Annotated in this window: 18 protein-coding genes and 1 pseudogene; 12 read left to right on the top strand and 7 right to left on the bottom strand. The window is 69.0% G+C overall.

From position 1 onward, the window contains the following. The first annotated feature begins 20 nt into the window (after positions 1-20). Complete coding sequence (locus AB0I14_RS16170; RefSeq protein WP_358023137.1) at positions 21-1580, top strand: adenylate/guanylate cyclase domain-containing protein; 1560 nt, start codon at positions 21-23, stop codon at positions 1578-1580. On the opposite strand, the gene AB0I14_RS16165 is transcribed toward AB0I14_RS16170, so the two are convergent. The 5 genes from AB0I14_RS16165 to cobG all read right to left on the bottom strand — a co-directional run bounded on the left by AB0I14_RS16165 (position 1570) and on the right by cobG (position 6667). Beyond that, positions 1570-2631: an aminoglycoside phosphotransferase family protein gene (locus AB0I14_RS16165; protein WP_358023135.1), complete on the bottom strand. Its 1062-nt coding sequence runs from the start codon at positions 2629-2631 to the stop codon at positions 1570-1572. The genes AB0I14_RS16170 and AB0I14_RS16165 overlap by 11 nt on opposite strands. Next, a complete protein-coding gene (locus AB0I14_RS16160) occupies positions 2628-3284 on the bottom strand; it encodes a TetR/AcrR family transcriptional regulator (protein ID WP_358023132.1) in 657 nt (218 codons plus the stop codon). Before AB0I14_RS16160 ends, AB0I14_RS16165 begins: the two co-directional genes overlap by 4 nt. Before the next feature lie 96 nt (positions 3285-3380). Continuing rightward, positions 3381-4916, bottom strand: coding sequence for a precorrin-2 C(20)-methyltransferase (locus AB0I14_RS16155; RefSeq protein ID WP_358023129.1), 1536 nt, complete (start codon positions 4914-4916; stop codon positions 3381-3383). Then, entirely contained in the window at positions 4913-5539 is a 627-nt protein-coding gene (locus AB0I14_RS16150) for a precorrin-8X methylmutase (protein ID WP_358023126.1), read from the bottom strand. The genes AB0I14_RS16155 and AB0I14_RS16150 overlap by 4 nt, the downstream gene beginning before the upstream one ends. A gap of 9 nt (positions 5540-5548) precedes the next feature. After that, positions 5549-6667: a precorrin-3B synthase gene (gene cobG, locus AB0I14_RS16145; RefSeq protein WP_358023123.1), complete on the bottom strand. Its 1119-nt coding sequence runs from the start codon at positions 6665-6667 to the stop codon at positions 5549-5551. Positions 6668-6730: 63 nt separating this feature from the next. On the opposite strand from cobG, the gene AB0I14_RS16140 reads away from it, so the two are divergent. From AB0I14_RS16140 to lnt, 10 genes and pseudogenes are all read left to right on the top strand, one after another. Continuing rightward, on the top strand, positions 6731-7666 hold the full coding sequence (locus AB0I14_RS16140; RefSeq protein ID WP_358023120.1) for a DUF4129 domain-containing protein: 936 nt from the start codon (positions 6731-6733) through the stop codon (positions 7664-7666). After that, positions 7663-8154, top strand: coding sequence for a hypothetical protein (locus AB0I14_RS16135; RefSeq protein ID WP_358023117.1), 492 nt, complete (start codon positions 7663-7665; stop codon positions 8152-8154). The genes AB0I14_RS16140 and AB0I14_RS16135 overlap by 4 nt, the downstream gene beginning before the upstream one ends. A 14-nt stretch (positions 8155-8168) precedes the next feature. Continuing rightward, positions 8169-9125: a MoxR family ATPase gene (locus AB0I14_RS16130; RefSeq protein WP_358024329.1), complete on the top strand. Its 957-nt coding sequence runs from the start codon at positions 8169-8171 to the stop codon at positions 9123-9125. A gap of 4 nt (positions 9126-9129) precedes the next feature. Continuing rightward, entirely contained in the window at positions 9130-10377 is a 1248-nt protein-coding gene (locus AB0I14_RS16125; RefSeq protein ID WP_358023115.1) for a DUF58 domain-containing protein, read from the top strand. A 1-nt stretch (position 10378) separates the two neighbouring features. After that, complete coding sequence (locus AB0I14_RS16120) at positions 10379-10849, top strand: hypothetical protein (RefSeq protein ID WP_358023112.1); 471 nt, start codon at positions 10379-10381, stop codon at positions 10847-10849. Between the two features lie 348 nt (positions 10850-11197). Continuing rightward, positions 11198-14833: a cobaltochelatase subunit CobN gene (gene cobN, locus AB0I14_RS16115; protein WP_358024326.1), complete on the top strand. Its 3636-nt coding sequence runs from the start codon at positions 11198-11200 to the stop codon at positions 14831-14833. Between the two features lie 20 nt (positions 14834-14853). After that, positions 14854-15237, top strand: coding sequence for a PPOX class F420-dependent oxidoreductase (locus AB0I14_RS16110; protein ID WP_358023109.1), 384 nt, complete (start codon positions 14854-14856; stop codon positions 15235-15237). Positions 15238-15309: 72 nt separating this feature from the next. Next, positions 15310-15804, top strand: a complete 495-nt coding sequence (locus AB0I14_RS16105; RefSeq protein WP_358023106.1) for an FxsA family protein — start codon at positions 15310-15312, stop codon at positions 15802-15804. Between the two features lie 16 nt (positions 15805-15820). Next, positions 15821-17416: an amidohydrolase gene (locus AB0I14_RS16100; protein WP_358023104.1), complete on the top strand. Its 1596-nt coding sequence runs from the start codon at positions 15821-15823 to the stop codon at positions 17414-17416. A gap of 313 nt (positions 17417-17729) precedes the next feature. Then, positions 17730-20159: pseudogene (gene lnt / locus AB0I14_RS16095) on the top strand (apolipoprotein N-acyltransferase); the annotation flags it as partial. Between the two features lie 82 nt (positions 20160-20241). Here lnt and rbpA read toward each other — a convergent pair. Further along, positions 20242-20580: an RNA polymerase-binding protein RbpA gene (gene rbpA / locus AB0I14_RS16090; protein ID WP_003880369.1), complete on the bottom strand. Its 339-nt coding sequence runs from the start codon at positions 20578-20580 to the stop codon at positions 20242-20244. Between the two features lie 122 nt (positions 20581-20702). Between rbpA and AB0I14_RS16085 the strand changes: the two genes are divergently transcribed. After that, positions 20703-21041 carry a hypothetical protein gene (locus AB0I14_RS16085; protein ID WP_358023100.1) on the top strand — a complete coding sequence of 113 codons (339 nt, stop codon included), beginning with the start codon at positions 20703-20705 and terminating at the stop codon, positions 21039-21041. Here AB0I14_RS16085 and AB0I14_RS16080 read toward each other — a convergent pair. Then, on the bottom strand, positions 21038-21751 hold the full coding sequence (locus AB0I14_RS16080) for a hypothetical protein (RefSeq protein ID WP_358023097.1): 714 nt from the start codon (positions 21749-21751) through the stop codon (positions 21038-21040). The two genes, AB0I14_RS16085 and AB0I14_RS16080, sit on opposite strands and share 4 nt — an antisense overlap. Positions 21752-21781 lie beyond the last annotated feature (30 nt).

Genomic DNA, 21781 nt, shown 5'->3' with positions numbered 1-21781 from the left:
GCAGCAGTAGGCTCCACAGCGTGGCGGAGACGTCATACGCACCGTGCGGCGGTCTGAGTCTCGCCTACCAGGTATTCGGCGACGGACCCGTCGAGCTTGTCTACGCCGGTTCGTTCGTCAGCCACCTCGAAGTGTTCTGGACCATGCCAGAGTTCGAGGCGTTCATGGAGCGGCTCTCGACGTTCTGCCGCGTCCTGCTGTTCGACAAGGCCGGTGTGGGTCTGTCGGACCCCGTGCCACAGGTGCGCACGCTCGATGAGCGGGCGGCCGAGATCGAGGCCGTGATGGATGCCGCGGGCTTCGGACGTGCCGTTCTGTTCGGGTTGAGCGAGGGCGGACCCGCTGCGATGTTGTTCGCGGCGACCCGGCCCGAACGTACGAGGGCATTGATCCTGAGCGGCACGTTCGCGTACTTCGGCCTTAACGAGTGGGCTGACTTCGACCGTGACCCGGCCGAGCTGCACGCGCGGATTCTGGCCGAGATCGGCCAGCGATACACACCGTCGACCCAGCAGCTCGCCCAGTTCCAGGAGTTCGGCCGGGCCAGTGGCTCGGTGTGGGGCACCGGTGCCGCACTCAAGCGCCTCTTCCCGGCCGCCGGGTCGGTGCGCCAACTCGGCATGTTCGAGCGCATGAGCGCCAGTCCGGGAATGGCCCGGGCCACGCTGGAGGCGTTGTTCCGGATCGACGTCCGGTCGATCCTGCCGACGATCACGGCGCCGACCCTCGTCATCCATGCCGCCGGCGATCTCGTTCCGATCCAGGGCGGGCGGTATCTCGCCAACTGCATCCCGGGTGCGCAGATGCTCGAGGTCGACGGTACCGACCATGCACCCTGGATCGCCCATCCCGACGAGATCACCACCGAGATCGAAGAATTCCTCACCGGCAGCCATGCCGCGCCGTCGCAGTCGCACCGGGCGCTGCGCACGGTGCTGTTCACCGACATGGTCGCCTCCACCCAGCACGCCGCGGCGACCGGGGACGAGCGGTGGCGGGCGGTGCTGCATCGGATGGGAGAGATCACCGCCGACCTGACCGGTCGTTTCGGCGGCATTGTGGTGAAGAGCACCGGAGACGGACACCTCGCCACATTCGACGGCCCGACGCAGGCCATTCGCTGTGCGGAGGCCCTACGGGACCAGACCGAGTCCATGGGCATCGAGATCCGCGCCGGCATCCACACCGGCGAATGCGAGCTGCTGGACCGTGACATCGGGGGAATCGCGGTCCATATCGCTGCGCGCATCCTCGGGCTGGCCGGCGCGGGGGAGATCCTGGTGTCCAGCACCGTCCGCGATCTGGTCGTGGGCTCGGGAACCGGGTTCGAGGACCGCGGCGACGTCGAGCTGCGTGGGGTGCCGGGCACTTGGCGACTCTTGGCGGTCGATCGCCACGGTGCGCGGGCTGGAACGCCCGAGGGGGAACTGGCATCGGTGCCGACGCCTGGTCCCAGGCCCACGATGCGCCGGTCGGATTACGCCATGGCGGTGATGGCAAGGCGGATGCCTCGGATCGTCCGGGGGATCGCCCGGGTCACCCCTGGCACCCGGGTCACGGGACCGCCCGTCAGGCCTTGATCAGATCGAGCGTGCCGAGCTCGCGGATGGCCTGACAGCCGCGTTGGGCCATCACCACCATCATGTCGTCGCCGCGCTCGGTGGAGTTGGCGAAAGCGGTGCCGAGCACGGTGATCAGCGGTGCCTGCAGCATGCCCAAACGATAATCCTGCCAACATGTTTCGCGGTCGTAACCGGTGACGCCGTGCGTCAGCAGCCGGTCGTGGTAGGCGTCGACAAGGTCGGCCTCGGCGGCGGCCCGGACAGCGGGGTCCAGGCTGGTCGCGGTGAAATACGACAGGTCGCGGGCCGGAAGGCCTGAGCCGAGGGTCTGCCAATCCACCACGGTCATCCGGGTGCGATCGGGGTCGAACAGCATGTTGTCCAGACGGTAATCACCGTGCAGGATGGCGAACCGGTCCGGTTCGGCCAGCAGCCACGGGGTGACCACCGACATCGCCGCGCGCATGGTGTCCTGATCCTCGGCGCTGAGGCGGCCGCCGATCTTGTCCAGCGTGATGTCGGCCGCCATCTTGGCGACATCCCCGAATCCCTTGGCCGAGTCGGGTTCCGGCTTGGGCATGGCGATACCGGGGAAGTTGGCCCACTGCGGGTCGGCCCAGGTCGGCCCGTGCAGATCGGCGAGTGCCGACACGGCCAGCCTGGCCTCGGCCGGTGTGCATCCGGCGATCTGATCACCCTGCTCGGCCGGCGCCATATCTGCCAGGAGCAGGACGAAATCGGCTCCCTCACCGGCGATCTCGCAATGGTGACAGCGCGGGACCGGGATCTGCACGTGGTCGGCCACGTTGGTGTAGAAGGCGTGCTCGGAGCGGTAGCCGATGGTGACGCGGTCACGCACGGTCTCGTCCTGAGACGGCAGCTTCACCGCGAAGGTGCCGGGCAGGCCGGAGTCGTCGCGGTAGGTGACCGACACCCGGTAGGTGGCGCCGGTCTGGCCCGTCCCGATCGGTGCGGTCTGCACCGAATCGACCTCGGCGCCCAAGATGTGCGACAGCCATCCGGCGGTGACCTCGGCCGGCTTGCTCGGGATCGACACCGCGGCCGTCATCGAGCTTCTCCGGTTTCGCGGATCGTGCCGTAGATCGTGCCCATCCACATAGCTTCTGCACCTTCCAGTAATTGTTGACGGGTCAGCGGCCCGCCGAAGATGACCCGCTCCACCAGTCGATCGTTGAGTTCCATCAGCAGGCTGGCCAGCACCCGGGGCTCTGGGCCGTCGGGGGCGCGGCCGGCGGCCCGGTCGGCGGCGATCACGGCGGCGACGGTGGGGACGAACGACTCTCGGGCCTCGTTCCACATGTCCCGGACGGCGCTGTTGGCCGCGCGGGCCTCCCACATCGCCTGGAACAGATAGCGGTGTTCCTCGGCGGTCCGGGCCACTGCCTCAAGCGTGTCGCGGACCCGGGAACGCGGTGGCTCAGCGGTGTTGGCCAGGATGGTGTTGGCTGCCAAGAGGGCTTCGTGCATCGGCTCGAGCAGTGCCGCGACCGCGGCGGCCTTGTTCTCGAAATAGAAGTAGAAGGCCGAGCGGCCGACCCCGGCCGCCCGCGCCACCTCGGCGATGTTGAGCGCGTCGAACCCGGTCTGGCTCAGGTGTTCGTCGAGTGCCGCCAGGATCGCGGTGCGGCGCTGATCGCTGCGTTGCGGTTGCCGACGGTCAACCGGTGACCGCGCGGGTGCGCCCTGTGGTGCCGTCGGCATGCTGGCCGGCCCTCCCATTTTCAACGGGTGTGACGCCGGACACTATCGGTCATTCTGACAGCAGTCAATAAAACTCGACGCGAGTCAGCTGTGAGGTCAGCCGGGGTACTGACGCGGGGTGAACACCCGGTCCTCGGTGCTGTCGTCGGCCGCCGAACCGGTGTACCACTGCGTCTGCGACGAACCGATGATCAGCATGGTGCGCATGTCCACCTGAGCCGGATCCAGATCGGCCAGTCGCACCACGGACACCCGCTCGCCGGGACCGGGCTGGGCGCCGGAGACGGCACGTGCGACGACCACCGGGGTGCTCGGGTCGCGGTATTCCAGCAGCAACTCGCGCATGGCGCCCACCTGCCAGGTCCGCGTCTTCGATGCCGGGTTGTAGATCGCCAGTGCCAGATCGGCCTTGGCCGCGGCGGTGAGACGCTCGGCGATGACGTCCCACGGCTTGAGCCGGTCGGACAGGGAGATCACCGCGTAGTCGTGCCCGAGGGGGGCACCCACCCGGCTGGCGACCGCCTGCGCAGCGGTCATCGCGGGGATCACCCGGACCTCGACGCCGGGCCACTGCCTGGCCTCTTCGAGCACTGCGGTCGCCATCGCGAACACGCCAGGATCGCCCGACGAGACCACTGCCACCGTCCGGCCTTCCTGGGCCAGCTTGCAGGCCAGCTGGGCGCGGGCGGGCTCGTCGGTGTTGTCGCTGGGGTGGTGATGCTGCCCGGCGCGGGCACCCACGCGATCGAGATACGGGCCGTAGCCGATCAAATCCGTGGCGGCGGAAAGCTCCCGGCGGCTCTGCGGGGTCATCCAGTCGGAGTCGCCCGGCCCGAGGCCGACGACCACCACGCTGCCCTGCGGTGAGGTGGACCTCGATCGGCCGGGAACCATGGCCAGCGAGAAGTACGGCACTTTGGCATCCGCGTCGCCGTCGCCGCCCACCTCGCCGGCCGGCGACACCCGCTGCCGGTCCGTGCTGGCCCGTTCGACGTAGTACGCCTCATCCAGCCGTCCGGTCGACTCGAGGGCTTCACGCACCCGGGTGTAGGACCGGCCCAGCTTGAGCACGACGGCTGCATCGGTATCGGCCAGGCGGCGCTCCAGCTCGGCCGTGGGCAGAGTGCCCGGCAGGATCGTCAGCACGTCATCGCCCTGCACCAGCGGGGTGCCGGTGGCGGCCGAGGCTGCGCTCACCGAGGTGACGCCGGGAACGATGACGGCGTCGAACCGCTCGGTCAGCCGGGTGTGCATGTGCATGTAGGAGCTGTAGAACAGCGGATCGCCCTCGGCCAGCAGTGCCACATCACGGCCGGCCTCCAAATGGGCGGCGATGCGGTCGGCGGCGGCGGCATAGAAGTCTTCCATTGCGCCGACGTACCCGCCGGGATGCGCGGTGGTCTCGGTGGTGACGGGATAGACGAGGTGTTCCTCGAGCTGGCCTTCCCGTAGGTAGGGCTCGGCGATACCTCGGGCGATGCTCCGGCCGTGCCGTGCGCTGTGGTAGGCCACCACGTCCGCGGCACCGATCAGCCGGGCCGCCTTGACTGTCACGAGCTCCGGATCGCCCGGGCCCAGCCCGACGCCATACAGAGTTCCGCGGGTTCCACGTTCTGTCGTATCAGTAGTCACTCGCGTTCACTCGCAATCGCATTGACGGCGGCTGCGGCCATGGCGCTGCCACCGCGCCGGCCGGTCACCACCAGGTAGGACATGCCCCGCGGACGCTCGACCAGTTCTTCCTTCGACTGTGCAGATCCGACGAAACCGACCGGACCGCCCAGGACGGCCGCCGGGACGGGCGCGCCCTCGTCGAGCAGTTCCAGCAGCCGGAACAGTGCGGTAGGCGCGTTGCCGATCGCGACCACTGCGCCGCCGAGGTGGTCGGCCCACAGATCGACCGCGGCGGCCGAGCGGGTGAATCCCAACTTCGCGGCCAATTCCGGGGCGCGCGGATCGGCCACCAGCGAGACGACCTCGTTGTCGGCGGGCAGCCGGGACCGGGTGATGCCCGCCGCCACCATCGACGAATCGCAGAGCACCGGGGCGCCCGCGGCGAGTGCGGCATGCGTCCGGGCCACGACATCGTCGGTATAGGACACGTGGTCGGCGACATCCACCTGACCGCAGGTGTGGATCAGCCGGACCACCACCCGCGACACATCGTCGGGGAAGCGCGACAGGTTCGCCTCAGCGCGGATCGTCGCGAAGGACTGCCGGTAGATCTCGGCTGCGTCGCGGATGTAGTCGAGCACGCGAACACCCTACGGGGGTGTGATACGCAGCCGGTATCCGTCCTCGCTGGCGACCAGGACCTCGCCGACGGGCGGGCTTCCGCAGGCCCGCCCGCAGCCCACGAAATGGCGGTGGGCCTCGGCGGGGGTGTTGACCGCCTCGGCCGCGTCGGCGCGCACATCTGCAACCGACTTGGCGCATCCGGGGCTACCGGTGCAGGCGCTGACCCGCAGCCAGGGCGAGTTCTCGTCGAACACGAGCCCCAGCGGGGCCAAGACACGTAACGCCACGTCCGCTGGGCCTTCCGAGACGTCGCACACCAGCACCGAACGCCATGGGGTGATCACCAGCGGGGCCTCGATCGCGGCCAGGAAGTGGGCGGTCCGGGCCTGCAACACGCCCAGCGGCAGTCCGGCGCCCAGGGCGACGCGGTCGTCACGTTGCTGAATCCAGCCGACGGGCGGTTGAACTGTCGGCGGCCAGGTCGCGCCCGCCGGGGCGCTGACGGCCAATCCGTCCAGCAGGGCCGAATGGTCGTCGAGTTCGGTTATCCGCCAGGAGTTTCCACGGATGCCGACGAACCTCCTGGCCACCTCGATGAGGGTGGTCACGGCGTCGCCGGTGTCCAGTCGCACTCCGGTGTCGCGCCCGGCCAGCAGCAACGCGCAGGTGCCGTCGTCGCGGGCGTGCACCCCGGCGTCGGCATCGATCCCGGACACGTCGCCGCGGCCGTCGTCGAGGCTGAACCAGAACCTGCCCGGCAGCCCGGCCAGGGCCGGCTCGGCCTGGATGGCGTCGTCGAGTTCGGTGATCAGGGGGCGGATGTCGATGATGCCGCCCGAGCGCCCGGACAGGGGCGAGGCCACGATGTTGCGGGCCCGCTCGTGTGTCGGCGACGGCAGCAGGCCGGCGTCGGCCAGCGCGGTGGCGGGCCCGCCGGTATCGGTCAATGCCCGGATCTGGATGTTGCCACGAGACGTGAGTTCCATTGCGGGAGAACCGAATTTCTCAGCGATCTCGGCCAGTGCGGTCATTTGGGCGGGGGTGATCATCCCGCCGGGGAGACGAATCCGCACCAGGGCACCGTCGGCGGCCTGGTGCACAGTCAGCGCACCGGGGCAGGCGTCTTGATCGCGGGTTCGGGTCATGTCCGCGTCCATTGTAGGAACTTCCTGGCCGCGGCCTGAATTCGTGCGACGATTGTGCAGGCGATGCCCGGTATCGACAAGAAGACGCAGCGCGTGGCCACAGTGCTCGTGCTCCTGGTGCTCGCTGCGATCGCCGTGCGGGGTTACCTGCCCGGCGGGGCGCGCGCGTCGGCTCCGGCCCGGTCCGATTCGCCGGCCAGTTTCATCGCCTTCGTCGCGCTGATGACGGTCGGGCTGGCCGTGTTCGCCTTCGCGGTCATCACCGCGCCGCGCACGCCGACCGACCCCGGCGCGGCCGACGGCATCGGCCGGCTGGAATTGCGCGGCCTGCGCGTTCGTCTGCGCTGGCGCTGGGTGCTGCTCGCGGTTGCCGCGGTGCTGGCCTGGCTGCTCGTCCTCATGCTGATCACCCGGCTGACCGCGACACCGGGGTTGCCAGTACCCAGACCTTCGGCGACACCGGCTCCGGCGCCGCCGGATGCGGCCCCCACCCGGCCCCCGGACCCCACCGGGTCCGCACCCAGCGCATTCGGCTACCTCGCCGCGACGACGGTGACCCTGCTGCTGGTCGTGGCGTTCGGCATCGTCAGGCAGGCCCGTCGGGCCGGTCAATCCCCGATGCTGCCGCAGCACGGAATCCGGACAACGGCACGGCAAGCACCGCGCGGACCCGAAAGGCTCGCTCGGGCAGCGGAACTGGGCCTGGTGGAGATCGGGGATCTTAGCCGCGATCCACGCGCTGCGATCATCGCCTGCTACATCGCGATGGAGCGTGGGCTGGCGCACGCCCCCGGCGCCGTGCCGCTTTCCTCCGACACGCCATCGGAGGTACTCGACCGTGCCGTGCAGCACCACGCGTTATCCGTCGACAGTGCGACCGGACTCGTAGAGCTGTTCAGCGAGGCCAGGTTCAGCCCGCACGTGATGAACGAGGCCCACCGCGACGCCGCCGTCCAGGCGCTGCACGAGGTGCTGGCGGAACTGCGGAGCCTGGCATGAAGAAGACCGTGATTGCCGGGCTGCTGCTGGTGGTTCTGGTCGAGGCCGTAGCGGTGCTGATGCCCGACCGCCGCGTGGTGGCCTGGGGCGCCGGAGCCGCGGTGGCGGTGCTGATGCTCACCGTGCGCTGGGCGTTGCGCGACGACATGACCTCCGACGAATCCGATCACGCCGCCAACGATGCCGCGGAACTGTTGGTGCAGTGGAGAACTCAAACCGACACGCTGATCCAGCGGGCGGAAACCACCCGCTTGCAGTGGGACCGGCATCTGCGACCGCGACTGGCCCGGGAGTTCGCCGCAGCCACCGGACACCGGCAGGCTGCCGATCGTGCGGCGTTCGTCACGACGGGCCGCATGCTGTTCGGATCCGAGCTGTGGCAGTGGGTGGATCCCGACAACGTCATCGGTACGGGTGCGGCTGCCGAGCAGCCCGGGCCGGGGCGGGATGTGCTCGACGAGATCCTGCGACGATTGGAGCGGTTGTGACCGGAGTATCCGCGCTGACGTCGGCGGCGACCACCGCGCACAGCGTGCTCGACGAGATCGAGCGGGTGGTGGTCGGCAAGCGGGGCGCCCTCGCTCTCATCCTCACGACGTTGTTGGCTCGGGGACATGTCCTCATCGAGGACCTGCCGGGGCTGGGCAAGACGTTGATCGCCCGGTCCTTCGCTGCGGCGCTCGGGTTGAAGTTCACGCGGGTGCAGTTCACCCCCGATCTGCTGCCCGCCGACCTGCTGGGCTCGACGGTGTACGACATGCAGTCGGGCAGTTTCGAATTCCGGCCCGGCCCGATCTTCACCAATCTGCTGCTGGCCGACGAGATCAACCGCACCCCACCCAAGACCCAGGCCGCGTTGCTGGAGGCGATGGCGGAGGGGCAGGTGAGCATCGACGGCCACACCCACCGATTGCCGGCGCCGTTCATCGTGTTGGCGACCGACAATCCGATCGAGTACGAGGGCACCTATCCGTTGCCGGAGGCGCAACTCGACCGGTTCGCTGTGCGACTGGAACTCAAGTACCTCACCGAGCAGGACGAGCTGCAGATGCTGCGGCGTCGCCTGGACCGCGGTTCAGCCGAGCCTGTCGTGCGCCAGATCATCGACGGGCCACAGTTTCTCGAGATGCGCGAGGCGGTGGAGCAGGTCACCGTCCACGACGATGTGCTGCATTACGTCGTCGCGCTGGCCGCCGCCACCCGGCATCACCCACAGGTCGCGGTCGGCGCCAGCCCGCGCGCCGAGTTGGATCTGGTCCAGCTGGCCCGCGCCAGGTCACTGTTGCTCAGCCGCGACTACGTGATCCCCGAGGACGTCAAAACCCTTGCAGTCGCTGCCATGTCGCACCGAATCAGCCTGCGGCCGGAGATGTGGGTGCGCAGCATCCACGGTTCGGACGTGATGGCCGAGCTGCTGCGCCGGCTGCCGGTGCCTCGCGCGGGCCAGGAGCCGGGCTGATCCGATGTCCGATACCACGACCGTCGATGTGCAGCTCCCGTGGCGGGCTACGCCACTGGCCAAGGCGCTGATCACCGTGGTGGCGGCCGCGTTGGCCGTCGCCGTCATCGGATCTCGTTGGCAGTTGCTGGTTTTCGCGGCGCCGATGATCGGGGTGTTGTGTTCGGTGTTCTGGCAGCGGCCGACGGCCGGGATCCAGGTATCCGGGCAACCCGCCGTGGTGCGGTGCTTCGAGTCCGAGCCGGCGCAGGTCTCGATGGGGGTGACTGGGGCGTCTGCTGCGCTGACGGTCGCACCGACTGCCGGGATGGAGCTGACCGTGGCCGCAGGGGCCACGCGTGATCGCCGGACAGTGTCGGGCAGCGCGCCCCGCTGGGGTCGTTATCCGGTGCGAGCCACCGTCGAGGCGACTGCTCCGGGCGGCCTCCTGGTCGGTGTCGGCACCGTCGACGCCGCGGAGATCTACGTGTTTCCCCGGGCTGCGCCGCAATCGACGCCGATACCCCGCACCGAGTTGCCGGACCGGCTCGGTACCCACTTGACGCGGCACACGGGTCCCGGCGTCGAGTATGCCGACGTGCGGCCCTACGTTCCCGGCGATCACCTGCGCACCGTGAACTGGCCGGTGAGTGCCCGTCGCGGCCGGTTGCATGTCACCGAACGGCTGACCGACCGCGGCGCCGACGTCGTGGTGCTGATCGACACGCACGATCAGGCGCCCGGGCCGGCCACCCAGGCCACCGAACGCACCGCGCGCGGCGTGGCCCAGGTGGTGCAGACCGCGCTGCGGAATGGTGATCGCGCGGGGATCGTGGCGTTGGGCGGGCAGCGGCCGCGTTGGCTCGGCGTCGATATCGGCAGGCGGCAGTTCTACCGCGTGCTCGATGCCGTGCTGGGCTCCGGCGACGGATTCGAGACACTCACCGGCACGCTGGCCCCACGGGCGGCGGTGCCGCCGGGTGCCATCGTCGTCGCCTTCTCCACATTGCTGAGTACCGAGTTCGCGCTCGCGCTGATCGAACTGTGCAAGCGCAGGCACACCGTCGTCGCGGTCGACGTCCTCGACGGCGCACCGTTCGAGGATGACCTGGATCCGCTGACCGGCCGGATGTGGGCGCTGCAGCGGTCGGCGATGTACCGGGACATGAGCACCATCGGCATCGACGTCGTGCACTGGGCGGGCGACGGTGCACTGGCCGACGCGATGCGGCTGGTTCCCGACCGGCACCGACACCACCTCCGGCGGTCGTGACATGTCCGCACAACCGGCGCCGCGCATTTTCTCGACCGTCTTCGGGCTGCTGATGGCCGCGGCGGTGGCGGTACCGGCCGATGGTCCGGCGTTGGTGGCCGCGGCCCTGACCGCGTGCGGGGTGCTGGCCGGGCTGTTCTTCAGGCCCGCGAGCAGCGCCGCGGTGCTGGCCGCCGCAGCCGCACTGACGCTGAGTGACCCGGCACCGGCGTACGCGGCACTGGCGGGGCTCTCGGCGACCGCCTATCTGGTGATCCGGCATGCCGCGGACATTCCGGGAGTGGTCACGACGACCGGGCCGAGCATGATTGCCGCGGTCGGGTTCAGCATGGCCGCCCTGGCCGCGGCGCTGGTGCCGGTGTCCGTGCGCTGGCTGCCGCTCCTGGTTCCGCTCGCGGTGGCCGTGCTGTTCGTACTGGTGACGAACCCCTTCATCGACCGGTCGAGATGGGCCGGACCGCATCGAAAGTGACCTGCGTCACCGATTCGGAAGGCTGTTCGCTCCCTTACAAATAGGCGATTTTCGCCGCGGCGGCCCGTAGCGTCACTCAAGTACCCGAGACCGCCGGTATCGGGATCAATGCCAGATACACGAGAGGAGCAATCCATGCTTGCCTTCGGTGCATTCGCCGCAGTTGTCCTGGTGCTCGTTTTCGCGGCCGGCCAGCCGTACAAGCAGTCGTGGCACGACCGCTTCGGCGAGACCCAGCCCTGACCCCTGTCCATCGGCGCCGCACCGGCTGCCCCGATCGGGTAGCCGGTGCGGTACGAATGGGGGGTGTCTCACCCTTCTGATGTCGCGGCCGCCGCGAACGACACGGTGGCTCCCACCGTCCTATTGCTGTCGACCTCGGACACCGATCTGATCACTGCCCGCGCCAGCGGGGGCCGGTATCGCTGGGCCAATCCGTCGCGGCTGGTCAGCGGTGAGCTCGAGGAGCTTCTCGACGGCGCCGACATCGCGGTGATCCGGATCCTCGGTGGGTACCGGGCCTGGCAGGACGGCATCGACACCGTGGTGGCCAGTGGCCTGCCGACCGTCGTGGTGAGCGGCGAGCAGTCGCCCGACGCCGAGCTGATGGGGCATTCGACCGCCCCGCAGGGCGCCGCCCTGCAAACCCACATCTACCTGGCCCAGGGTGGTCTGGAAAACCTGGCGAACCTGCACTCCTTCCTGTCCGACACCCTGTTGATGACCGGATTCGGTTTCGCGGCACCGGTGAGCACTCCGAGTTGGGGTGTCCTCGAACGCGTCTCGACCGAACCCGCTGCCGGTGGGCCGACCGTGGCCGTGCTCTATTACCGAGCCCAGCAACTCGCCGGAAACACCGGCTACGTTGAGGCGCTGTGCGGCGCCATCGAGCAGGCCGGCGGGCGCGCGTTGCCGGTGTTCTGCGCCTCCCTGCGCACCGCCGAACCCGACCTCCTCGCGCTGCTCGGCACCGCCGATGCGTTGATCACGACGGTGCTCGCGGCCGGCGGTGCCACCCCGGCGGCAGTCGGTGCGGGCGGTACCGACGACTCCTGGAACGTCGCTCACCTTGCCGCACTGGACATTCCGATCCTGCAGGGCCTGTGCCTGACGAGTTCACGGGAACAGTGGTCGGATAACGACGACGGCATGTCGCCGCTGGATGTCGCCACCCAGGTCGCCGTTCCCGAGTTCGACGGCCGGATCATCACGGTGCCGTTCTCCTTCAAGGAGATCGACGCCGAAGGGCTCATCTCCTACGTCGCCGACCCCGAACGTTGCGCGCGGGTGGCGGGTCTGACCGTGCGCCACGCGCGGTTGCGTGCCATCCCTGCGGCTGAAAAACGGGTGGCCCTGGTGTTTTCGGCCTATCCCACCAAGCATGCCCGGATCGGCAACGCCGTCGGCTTGGACACCCCGGCCAGCGCAGTCGCGGTGCTGCGCGCGATGCGCGACGCCGGTTACGACATCGGTGCGGGCGGTGCTCCCGGCGACCTCGCCAGAATCGGCGGATCCGGCGACCTCGCCACCATTGTCGCCTCCGGCGACGGGGACGCCCTGATCCACTCGCTGATCGAGCGCGGTGGGCAGGACCCGGACTGGCTGACCGACGAGGCGTTGGCCGCCAATCCGATTCGGGTCCCGGCCGAGGATTACCGGGCCTGGTTCGCGACGCTGCCCGCCGGACTCGCCGATGCTGTCGTCGAACACTGGGGCCCGCCGCCGGGCGAACTGTTCATCGACCGCAGCCGCGACCCGGACGGTGAGATCGTGATCGCGGCCATCCAGGCCGGCAACGTGGTGCTGATCGTGCAGCCGCCGCGCGGCTTCGGTGAGAACCCCGTGGCCATCTACCACGACCCCGACCTGCCGCCGAGTCACCACTATCTGGCCGCCTACCGCTGGTTGGACTCGTCGTTCCCCGGCTCATTCAAGGCTGACGCCGTCGTGCACCTGGGCAAGCACGGCAACCTGGAATGGCTGCCCGGCAAGACGCTCGGCATGAGCGCGGCCTGCGGCACCGACGCCGCCCTTGGAGATCTGCCGCTGATCTACCCGTTCCTGGTCAACGATCCGGGGGAGGGCACCCAGGCCAAGCGCCGCGCGCACGCCACCCTGATCGATCACCTCATCCCGCCGATGGCGCGCGCCGAAACCTACGGTGACATCGCCAAACTCGAGCAGCTGCTCGACGAACACGCCAACGTCTCGGCCCTCGATCCTGGCAAGCTACCGGCCATCCGCCAGCAGATCTGGACGCTGATGCGGGCGGCCAAGATGGATCACGATCTCGGGCTGGAGGATCGTCCCGACGAGGAGTCCTTCGACGACATGCTGCTGCACGTCGACGGGTGGCTGTGCGAGATCAAGGATGTCCAGATCCGCGACGGCCTGCACGTGCTGGGCCAGAAGCCCACCGGCGCAGGCGAACTCGACCTGGTGCTGGCCATCCTGCGCGCCCGGCAGCTGTTCGGCGGTGAGCAGACCGTGCCCGGGTTGCGGCAGGCCCTTGGATTGGCAGAGGACGGCAGCGACGACCGCGCGGCCGTCGACGCCGCCGAGGCCGGCGCCCGCGAGCTGGTGGCCGCACTGCAGGAGTCCGGTTGGGATGCAGGCGCAGTCGAGAAGATCACCGACAATCCCGAGGTGGCCCGCATCCTGCGCTTCGCCGCGACCGAGGTGGTGCCCCGGCTGGCGGGCACTGACGGCGAGATCGACCAGGTGCTGCGCGCCCTGGCCGGCGGCTTCATCGCCTCCGGGCCGTCCGGCTCGCCGTTGCGGGGCCTGGTCAACGTGCTGCCCACCGGCCGCAACTTCTACTCGGTGGACCCCAAAGCGGTGCCGTCCCGGCTGGCCTGGGAAACCGGTGTGGCGATGGCGGATTCACTGTTGGACCGTTACCGCACCGATTACGGCCGCTGGCCCCAGTCGGTCGGCCTCTCGGTGTGGGGCACCTCGGCCATGCGCACTTCCGGCGACGACATCGCCGAAGTGCTCGCCCTGCTGGGCGTGCGGCCGGTGTGGGACGACGCGTCACGCCGCGTGGTCAACCTGGAACCGATCGGCCTGGCCGAACTCGGCCGGCCGCGCATCGACGTCACGGTGCGTATCTCCGGGTTCTTCCGCGACGCCTTCCCGCACGTGGTCACGATGCTCGACGATGCGGTGGCATTGGTGGCGGCCCTCGACGAGTCGGCCGAGGACAACTACGTGCGCGCCCACTCCCAGGCCGACCTGTCCGAGCATGGCGATCAAAGGCGATCCACCACAAGGATTTTCGGTTCCAAGCCGGGAACCTACGGGGCCGGCCTGTTGCAGCTGATCGACAGCCGCAACTGGCGCGATGACGCCGACCTGGCCGAGGTGTACACCGCCTGGGGCGGATTCGCCTATGGTCGCGGGCTCGACGGCGCACCCGCCGCCGATGACATGAACCGGGCCTACCGGCGAATCGCGGTGGCGGCCAAGAACACCGACACCCGTGAACACGACATCGCCGATTCCGACGACTACTTCCAGTACCACGGCGGCATGGTCGCCACGGTGCGGGCGCTGACCGGGCAGGCCCCGGCGGCTTACATCGGCGACAACACGCGGCCCGACGCGGTCCGCACCCGCACCTTGTCCGAGGAAACCAATCGCGTCTTCCGGGCCCGCGTGGTCAACCCGCGCTGGATCACCGCCATGCGCCGGCACGGCTACAAGGGCGCCTTCGAGATGGCGGCCACGGTCGACTATCTGTTCGGCTACGACGCCACCGCCCACGTGATGGCCGACTGGATGTACGAACGGCTCTCGGCCGAATACGTGCTCGACGACGAGAACCGCAAGTTCATGTCCGAATCCAATCCGTGGGCGCTGCACGGCATGGCCGAACGCCTGCTGGAGGCAGCGGGCCGCGGAATGTGGGCCGAGCCCGAGCAGGCCACCCTGGACGGGTTGCGCCAGGTGCTGCTGGAAACCGAGGGCGAGCTGGAAGGCTGAGCACCGGCTAGATTCGCTCTATGGCTCTCACCTTCGCCGATGTCGCCAAGGCCAACTACGTTCTGCTGACCACGTTCACCAAGGACGGCAGGCCCAAGCCGACCGCGATCTGGGCGGTGCCCTCCGGCGACCGCCTGCTTGTCATCACCGAGGCCGATTCGTGGAAGGTCAAGCGGATTCGCAACACCCCGCGTGTGACTGTCGCGGTGTGCGACGTGCGGGGCAACCCGAAGAGCGAGCCGGTCGAGGCGCAAGCGGTGGTGCTGGATCAGGCCCGCAACGGTGAGATCTACGACGGCATCGGCAAGCGCTATGGGCTGATGGGCAAGGGCTTCAATTTCTTCAGCAAGCTGCGCGGCGGCATGCACCGCAACGTCGGCCTGGAGTTGCGGGCCGCGGACTGACCGCACTGAGGCTGATCGCGCTGATGATGACCGCACCGGAACCTGACGGGCGTCGGCCACGTTGTACAGAACATGGCAAAGCGGCTGTTTCTGATCTATCTCCTGGTAGAGATGGCGGTGATGGTCGCCCTGGTGGCGACCATCGGGTTCGGCTACACCGTGCTGTTGCTGCTGGCGTCGTTCGTGGTCGGGCTGGTGCTGGCGGGTTCACAGCTCAACCGGCACATCCGCCGGTTGCGCACGGGCCTGTCGGGTGGCCTGTCCGATCCTCAGGGCGCGGTGTCCGACAGTGTGCTGGTGGCGCTGGGCACGGTCCTGGTGGTGATTCCCGGACTGGCCAGCTCGGCCGTCGGTGCGCTGTTGCTGCTGCCGCCTACGCGGGCGGCCGCACGGCCGGTGCTCACGGGCCTGGTCGCCCGGCGGATGCCGCTCATCGTCGCCGCGCCCGCCGGTTTCGGCGCAGCGACCGGTGCCGCCGGTTATCCACAGGGGACAGGCGACTACATTGACGGCGAAGTAATCGACGTCAATGACATCGATCCGTACCGCCTGCCTCCCAAGGCCTAACCGCCAGCCGAACAGCTTGACCACACTTCTGATCAACGGGCGCATCCACAGCCCCAGCTATCCCGACGCGACGGCACTCGCCGTGCGCGGCGGGGTAGTGGCGTGGGTGGGTACCGACGACGTCGGCCGGTCACAGTTTCCCGACGCGGAGATCGTCGACCTCGACGGCGGGTTCGTCGCCCCGGCATTCGTCGACAGCCATGTGCATCTGACCGCCACCGGGCTGAATCTGCACGGCCTGGATCTGCGGGGGGCCACCTCGCTGCCGCACTGTCTGCGGCTGGTGGACGAATACGCCCGCCGGAATCCGGACGGGCCGGTGTGGGGGCACGGATGGGACGATTCGGGTTGGCCGGAGCGCACCGGCCCGAGCACCGAGGATCTCGACGGTGTGCTGGGGGACCGGCCCGCCTATCTGGCCCGGGTGGACGTGCATTCGGCCGCCGCCACCACCGCGCTGCGCCGGTTGGTGCCCGCGCTGGCCGAGGCTGCCGGGTTCGATCCGCAGCGCCCGCTGAGCGCCGAGGCGCATCATCTGGTCCGGGCGGCCGCGCGTGAGCAGCTGACCCCGCAGCAACGACATGACGCCCGCGTTGCGGCGCTCGATCACGCGGCGGCGATGGGGATCGTCGCGGTCCACGAGTGCGCTGGGCCGCAGATCGGCGGCCTCCTGGACTGGCAGGAGCTGCGGGCTCTGGAGCACGGTGTCGAAGTCGTCGGTTACTGGGGCGAACCGGCCCATGACGCCGAGCATGCTCGTCACCTGATCGCCGAGACCGGAGCGCATGGCCTGGCCGGCGACCTGTTCGTCGATGGTGCACTCGGCTCGCGCACCGCGTGGCTGCACGAGCCCTACCACGACGCTCCCGACACCTGCGGCAACCGTTACCTCGACGTCGGCGCCGTCACCACGCATGTACAGGCCTGTACAGAGGCCGGAATCCCGGCCGGATTCCACGTGATCGGCGATGCCGCCGTCGCCGCGGTCGTCGAGGGATTCGAGGCCGTGGTGCAGCGGCTGGGCGGCCCGGCCGTGGCCCGCTGCGGTCACCGTCTGGAGCATCTGGAGATGGTCAACGCCGAGCAGGCCGCCCGATTGGGGGCCTGGGGTGTGATGGCGAGCATGCAACCCAACTTCGATGCCCTCTGGGGCGGCGAAGACGGCATGTACGCCCAGCGTCTCGGGCTTGGCCGAGTTCACCAGCTCAACCCGTTTGCGCTGTTAGCATCCGAAGGCGTGCCACTCGCCTTCGGCTCAGACACTCCGGTTACCAGCATGAATCCCTGGCAGACCGTGCGTGCCGCGGTGTCACACCGCAGCACAGGCAGCGCCATTTCGGCTCGTGCGGCGTTCGCTGCGGCCACCCGCGGGGGCTGGCGGGCCGGTGGGGTACGCGACGGCATCACCGGCACACTGACTCCCGGAGCCGCTGCCAGTTACGCGGTGTGGGACACCCACGACCTGGAGGTCAGCGCGCCGGCCAACGCCGTCCAGCGGTGGTCCACCGATCCGCGATCACGGGTGCCCGCACTGCCGCGGCTGGCACCTGATGCTGAACTGCCGCGCTGCCGTCAGACCGTTCACCGGGGTGTCGTCATCCATGGGCAGTGACCGTCCCAGAGACCGATCCGAGCGCTCCCGGCCGCGGCCGGACGGTTTGGGCCGCCCGCGGTCCGACGGTTTGGGCCGCCCGCGGTCTGACGGTTTGGGCCGCCCGCGGCCGAAGCCGACCGAGATCACCGACGTGATCCCGGCCATCGAGGACGACGAACTCGCCGAACTCGACGCACTCGACGACGAGTCCTTCGACGAACTGGACGAGGACGTCACCGGCGATCCGGTGGCCGACATCGATCCTGACGACGAGCCCGAGGAGCGTGGGTATCGCCTGACCGCGGCGGGCACGCCGGACCGCTGGTCCGTGGTGGCCGCCTGGGCGTCGCGGTTCGGCCGGGCCGCCGCCGTGCGGTGGGCACAGTTGAGTGCGGCGGTCGGCGGCGGACTCGCCTTGTGCCTGAGCTACCCACCGACCGGCTGGTGGTGGGCGGCCTTTGTCGGGCTGGCGTTGATCGGCTGGGTGCTGACCCTGCGCTCCACTACTCGCTCCGGCGGCTTCGGCTACGGGTTCCTGTTCGGCCTCGCCTTCTATATCCCGCTACTGCCGTGGATCAGCGGTCTGGTCGGCGCGATGCCGTGGCTGGTCCTGGCCGCCATGGAGGCGCTGTTCTGCGGGCTCTTCGGCCTGTCGGCGGTCGTGGTCAGGCGATTGCCCGGGTGGCCGCTGTGGTTCGCCGCGCTGTGGGTCACCCAGGAGTGGCTCAAATCGACGGTCCCGTTCGGCGGATTTCCTTGGGGCGTAGCCGGATTCGGTCAGACCAACGGGCCACTGCTGGCCATCGCACGTTGGGGCGGCGCGCCGCTGGTGTCGTTCGCGGTGGCGCTCGTCGGCTTCAGTGCGACGCTGCTGGCCCTGGAGATCGCCCAGTGGTGGCGTCACGGACACAAGCCGGGCTTTCCGGCGCCCGCGGTCATGCTGCCCGGTCTGAGCATCACGGTGGTGCTGCTGGCCACCGCACTGCTGTGGCCGCAGGTCCGTCATTCCGGAACCGGCGCGGGCGATGAGCAGACCGTCACCGTTGCCGCCGTGCAGGGCAACGTGCCCCGGCTCGGACTGGAGTTCAACGCCCAGCGCCGTGCGGTGCTCGACAACCACGTGAAAGAGACGCAGCGCCTGGCCGACGACGTGCGTGCGGGCAGGGCACCACAGCCGATGTTCGTGGTCTGGCCCGAGAACGCCTCCGACATCGACCCATTGGCCAATGCCGACGCCGCGGCACAGATCACCGCGGCGGCCGACGCCATCGGCGCGCCGATCCTGGTGGGAGCCGTCACCAAGGCCGACGGCTATACCGCGGACAACCCGGTGGCCACCAACACCGTGATCGTCTGGGATCCCGAACACGGGCCCGGTGAGCGGCACGACAAGAAGATCGTGCAGCCCTTCGGCGAGTACCTGCCGTGGCGCAGTTTCTTCCGGCACCTGTCGTCGTACGCGGACCGGGCCGGCTACTTCGTGCCGGGTGAGGGCAACGGCGTCGTGCACGCCGCCGGCGTACCGATCGGGGTGACCACCTGCTGGGAGGTGATCTTCGACCGGGCCGCGCGCGAGTCGGTGCTCAGCGGCGCCCAGGTGCTGACGGTGCCCACCAACAACGCGACGTTCGACGAGAACATGAGCGCACAGCAGTTGGCGTTCGGCAAACTGCGGGCCGTCGAGCACGACCGCTACGTCGTGGTCGCGGGGACGACTGGGATCAGTGCGGTGATCGCCCCGGACGGACGTGAGCTGGCTCGCACCGACTTCTTCCAGCCCGCCTATCTGGACAGCCAGATCAGGCTGAAATCAGAGCTGACACCCGCCACCGAGTGGGGGCCGACTTTGCAGGTGGTGCTGGTCACGATTGGAATTGGGGCGTTGCTCGCCGCGATACTGCACAATGGAGGGTTCGTGCAAAGAATGTTGAGGCGTCGCACCGGCGAAGGCCCGCGACGATGAAGGAGCCACATGACAGTCCCTGGTGACGGAGCGCAGCGGCCGGGGGAATCCAGCCCTCGCCGGGACGGTGAACGCCCGAGTCAGCGCACCCTGGTGATCATTCCCACCTACAACGAGCGGGAGAATCTGCCGCTGATCGTCGGGCGTGTGCACCACGCCAGCCCCGAGGTGCACATCCTGGTGGTCGACGACGGCAGCCCCGACGGCACCGGCCAGCTGGCCGATGAGCTGGCCCTGGCCGACCCGGATCGCGTGCACGTGATGCACCGGACCAGCAAAGCGGGTCTGGGTGCGGCGTATCTGGCCGGTTTTGCCTGGGGCCTGGGCCGCGGGTACTCGGTCCTGGTCGAGATGGACGCCGACGGCAGTCACGCTCCCGAGGAATTGAACCGGCTGCTGGATGCCGTTGACGCGGGTGCGGACCTGGCGATCGGTTCGCGCTATGTCTCCGGCGGCACGGTGCGCAACTGGCCGGTCCGGCGGCTGGTGCTGTCGAAGACCGCCAATACGTACTCCCGGCTCCTGCTGGGCGTCGGTATCCACGACATCACCGCCGGGTACCGCGCGTACCGGCGCGAGGTGCTGGAGAAGATCGACCTGTCCGCGGTGGACTCCAAGGGTTACTGCTTCCAGATCGATCTGACCTGGCGTGCGATCAACAACGGGTTCAAGGTCGTCGAGGTGCCCATCACGTTCACCGAACGTGAACTCGGGGTCTCCAAGATGAGCGGTTCCAACATCCGCGAGGCGATGTTCAAGGTCGCGGAGTGGGGTATCCGCGGGCGCCTGGACCGCGCCAGGGGCGTGGTGCGCAGCTAGCCGGTGACGCAAAAAAACCGCGGCCATGCCCTCAGGGCATGGCCGCGGTTTTTATTTCGGTTCAGCTGCCGCGACGCTTGGTCTTGATCAGGTCGAGGCGCTCCTTGAGCAGCTCCTCGAGCTCCTCGACCGAGCGACGCTCCAGCAGCATGTCCCAGTGGGTACGCGGTGGCTTGACCTTCTTGGGCTCCGGCACGTCACCCTCGATCAGGGTGCCCTCGAGCCCGTTCCGGCAAAGCCAGGTGCCGGGAATCTCGGCATCGTCGGCGAACGGAACGTCGAACTCTTCACCGTTCTCGGTGCGGTAGCGCGCGACCTGACGCGGCGCCAGGTCATGGTTGCGGTCGGTCTCGTAGCTCACGGCTCCGAGGCGACTGCCTCTCAGGACGCGATCAGCCATCGTCAACACTCCTTGTTCGGCGTTTGTCCGGATGTATCAACGCAGCACGGCGTTGCGTAGTTCCCGACTCGACCATCGATGATACGCGGGTCGCAGCGTCGGGCAGTCTACAGTCGGGACCCATGGCGCACCACCACAGAAAGAACCGCCCGCAACCGTGTCGGTGGTGCGGCCGCGAGGTCGCCGATGCGCAGATGGGCCGCCGTCGCCAGTACTGCAGGCAATCCTGCCGGCAGCGGGCGTACGAACAACGCGCCATGGTGAAGGGCACCTCACTGGCGCCGGATTCGGTGGTGCTCACCGCCGACGAGGCGGCCCAACTCTCCGACCGGGTGTATCAGGTCAGGTGTGCGGCCGAGGATGTCGCGATCGCAGTCGACGAGGGCGCCGGGTCCGACGAGTTGAAGCAGTTGTGTGACGCGCTCCTACAGGCCGCGAAGGCCGCCGACGGCTGGCGTTAGTCGGGCGGGCAGCTGAGTTGGCGCCCGACGCCCACCGGCGGGGGGACCGGCTTGAGGCAGCCCAGTGGTTCGACGCCCGACGAGTTCAGCAGCACCGCGGACTGGTGCGCGTAGTTGACGCACACCAACGTGGTGTCATCGGCCCGGCACCGGTAGTCACCGAAGGCCAGCGACTTGCCCGCGGCCAGTTGCGCGCCGTCGCCGTAGTTGAATCGGCCCGGATCTCCGTGCAGCGAACCGATATCCACCGTCTCCCCGGCGAAATCCACCCAGCCGGGAATCCACTGACCCTCGACGTCCGACGGCTTGGAGGGGAGACCGTCGGCCTTGATCAGGCATGCCAGTTGGCCTTCGGCGTTCTTGTCGGTGGCGCAGCGCGCGGTGCCCGAGGGCACGACGAAGGCGACATCCTCGCCGAGATTGGTGGACTGGCCTTCGCGGGTTGCGGTGTGGAAGCCGGACGCATCGGCAGGGGTGCCCGCCTCGACCCACTTGATCACCCGGTTCATCGGGGTGCCGGGGGCCGGTGCCGTGGTGGGCAGTGGCGAGGTCGTCGTCGGGGTGGATGTGGTGGTCTTGGTGTGCGGGGCCCCGGCCGGCATCGACATCCGGGGCTGTGAGTTCGGCTGCGTCTCGTGCCCCCCTCCCGGTGAGCAGGCCGCCACGGCCGCCAAAAGCGCAGCAGCCCCAACAGTCACAGCGATTCGCATACCCGCAAGGCTAGCGGTCGCGTGCCACGC

Origin of the sequence: Mycobacterium sp. NPDC050441 (assembly GCF_040655355.1) — a bacterium.
GTDB lineage: Bacteria > Actinomycetota > Actinomycetes > Mycobacteriales > Mycobacteriaceae > Mycobacterium.
This window is presented reverse-complemented; position numbering and strand designations above follow the sequence as displayed.

What these genes read in the sequence shown, in the direction of transcription:
- AB0I14_RS16120 (WP_358023112.1), top strand. Translation starts at nt 10,379, where the DNA reads ATGTCCGCACAACCGGCGCCGCGCATTTTCTCGACCGTCTTCGGGCTG.
- AB0I14_RS16140 (WP_358023120.1), top strand. Translation starts at nt 6,731, where the DNA reads ATGCCCGGTATCGACAAGAAGACGCAGCGCGTGGCCACAGTGCTCGTG.
- AB0I14_RS16085 (WP_358023100.1), top strand. Translation starts at nt 20,703, where the DNA reads ATGGCGCACCACCACAGAAAGAACCGCCCGCAACCGTGTCGGTGGTGC.
- cobG (WP_358023123.1), bottom strand. Translation starts at nt 6,667, where the DNA reads ATGACCCGAACCCGCGATCAAGACGCCTGCCCCGGTGCGCTGACTGTG.
- AB0I14_RS16160 (WP_358023132.1), bottom strand. Translation starts at nt 3,284, where the DNA reads ATGCCGACGGCACCACAGGGCGCACCCGCGCGGTCACCGGTTGACCGT.
- AB0I14_RS16165 (WP_358023135.1), bottom strand. Translation starts at nt 2,631, where the DNA reads ATGACGGCCGCGGTGTCGATCCCGAGCAAGCCGGCCGAGGTCACCGCC.
- AB0I14_RS16125 (WP_358023115.1), top strand. Translation starts at nt 9,130, where the DNA reads ATGTCCGATACCACGACCGTCGATGTGCAGCTCCCGTGGCGGGCTACG.
- AB0I14_RS16080 (WP_358023097.1), bottom strand. Translation starts at nt 21,751, where the DNA reads ATGCGAATCGCTGTGACTGTTGGGGCTGCTGCGCTTTTGGCGGCCGTG.
- rbpA (WP_003880369.1), bottom strand. Translation starts at nt 20,580, where the DNA reads ATGGCTGATCGCGTCCTGAGAGGCAGTCGCCTCGGAGCCGTGAGCTAC.
- AB0I14_RS16135 (WP_358023117.1), top strand. Translation starts at nt 7,663, where the DNA reads ATGAAGAAGACCGTGATTGCCGGGCTGCTGCTGGTGGTTCTGGTCGAG.
- AB0I14_RS16105 (WP_358023106.1), top strand. Translation starts at nt 15,310, where the DNA reads ATGGCAAAGCGGCTGTTTCTGATCTATCTCCTGGTAGAGATGGCGGTG.
- AB0I14_RS16110 (WP_358023109.1), top strand. Translation starts at nt 14,854, where the DNA reads ATGGCTCTCACCTTCGCCGATGTCGCCAAGGCCAACTACGTTCTGCTG.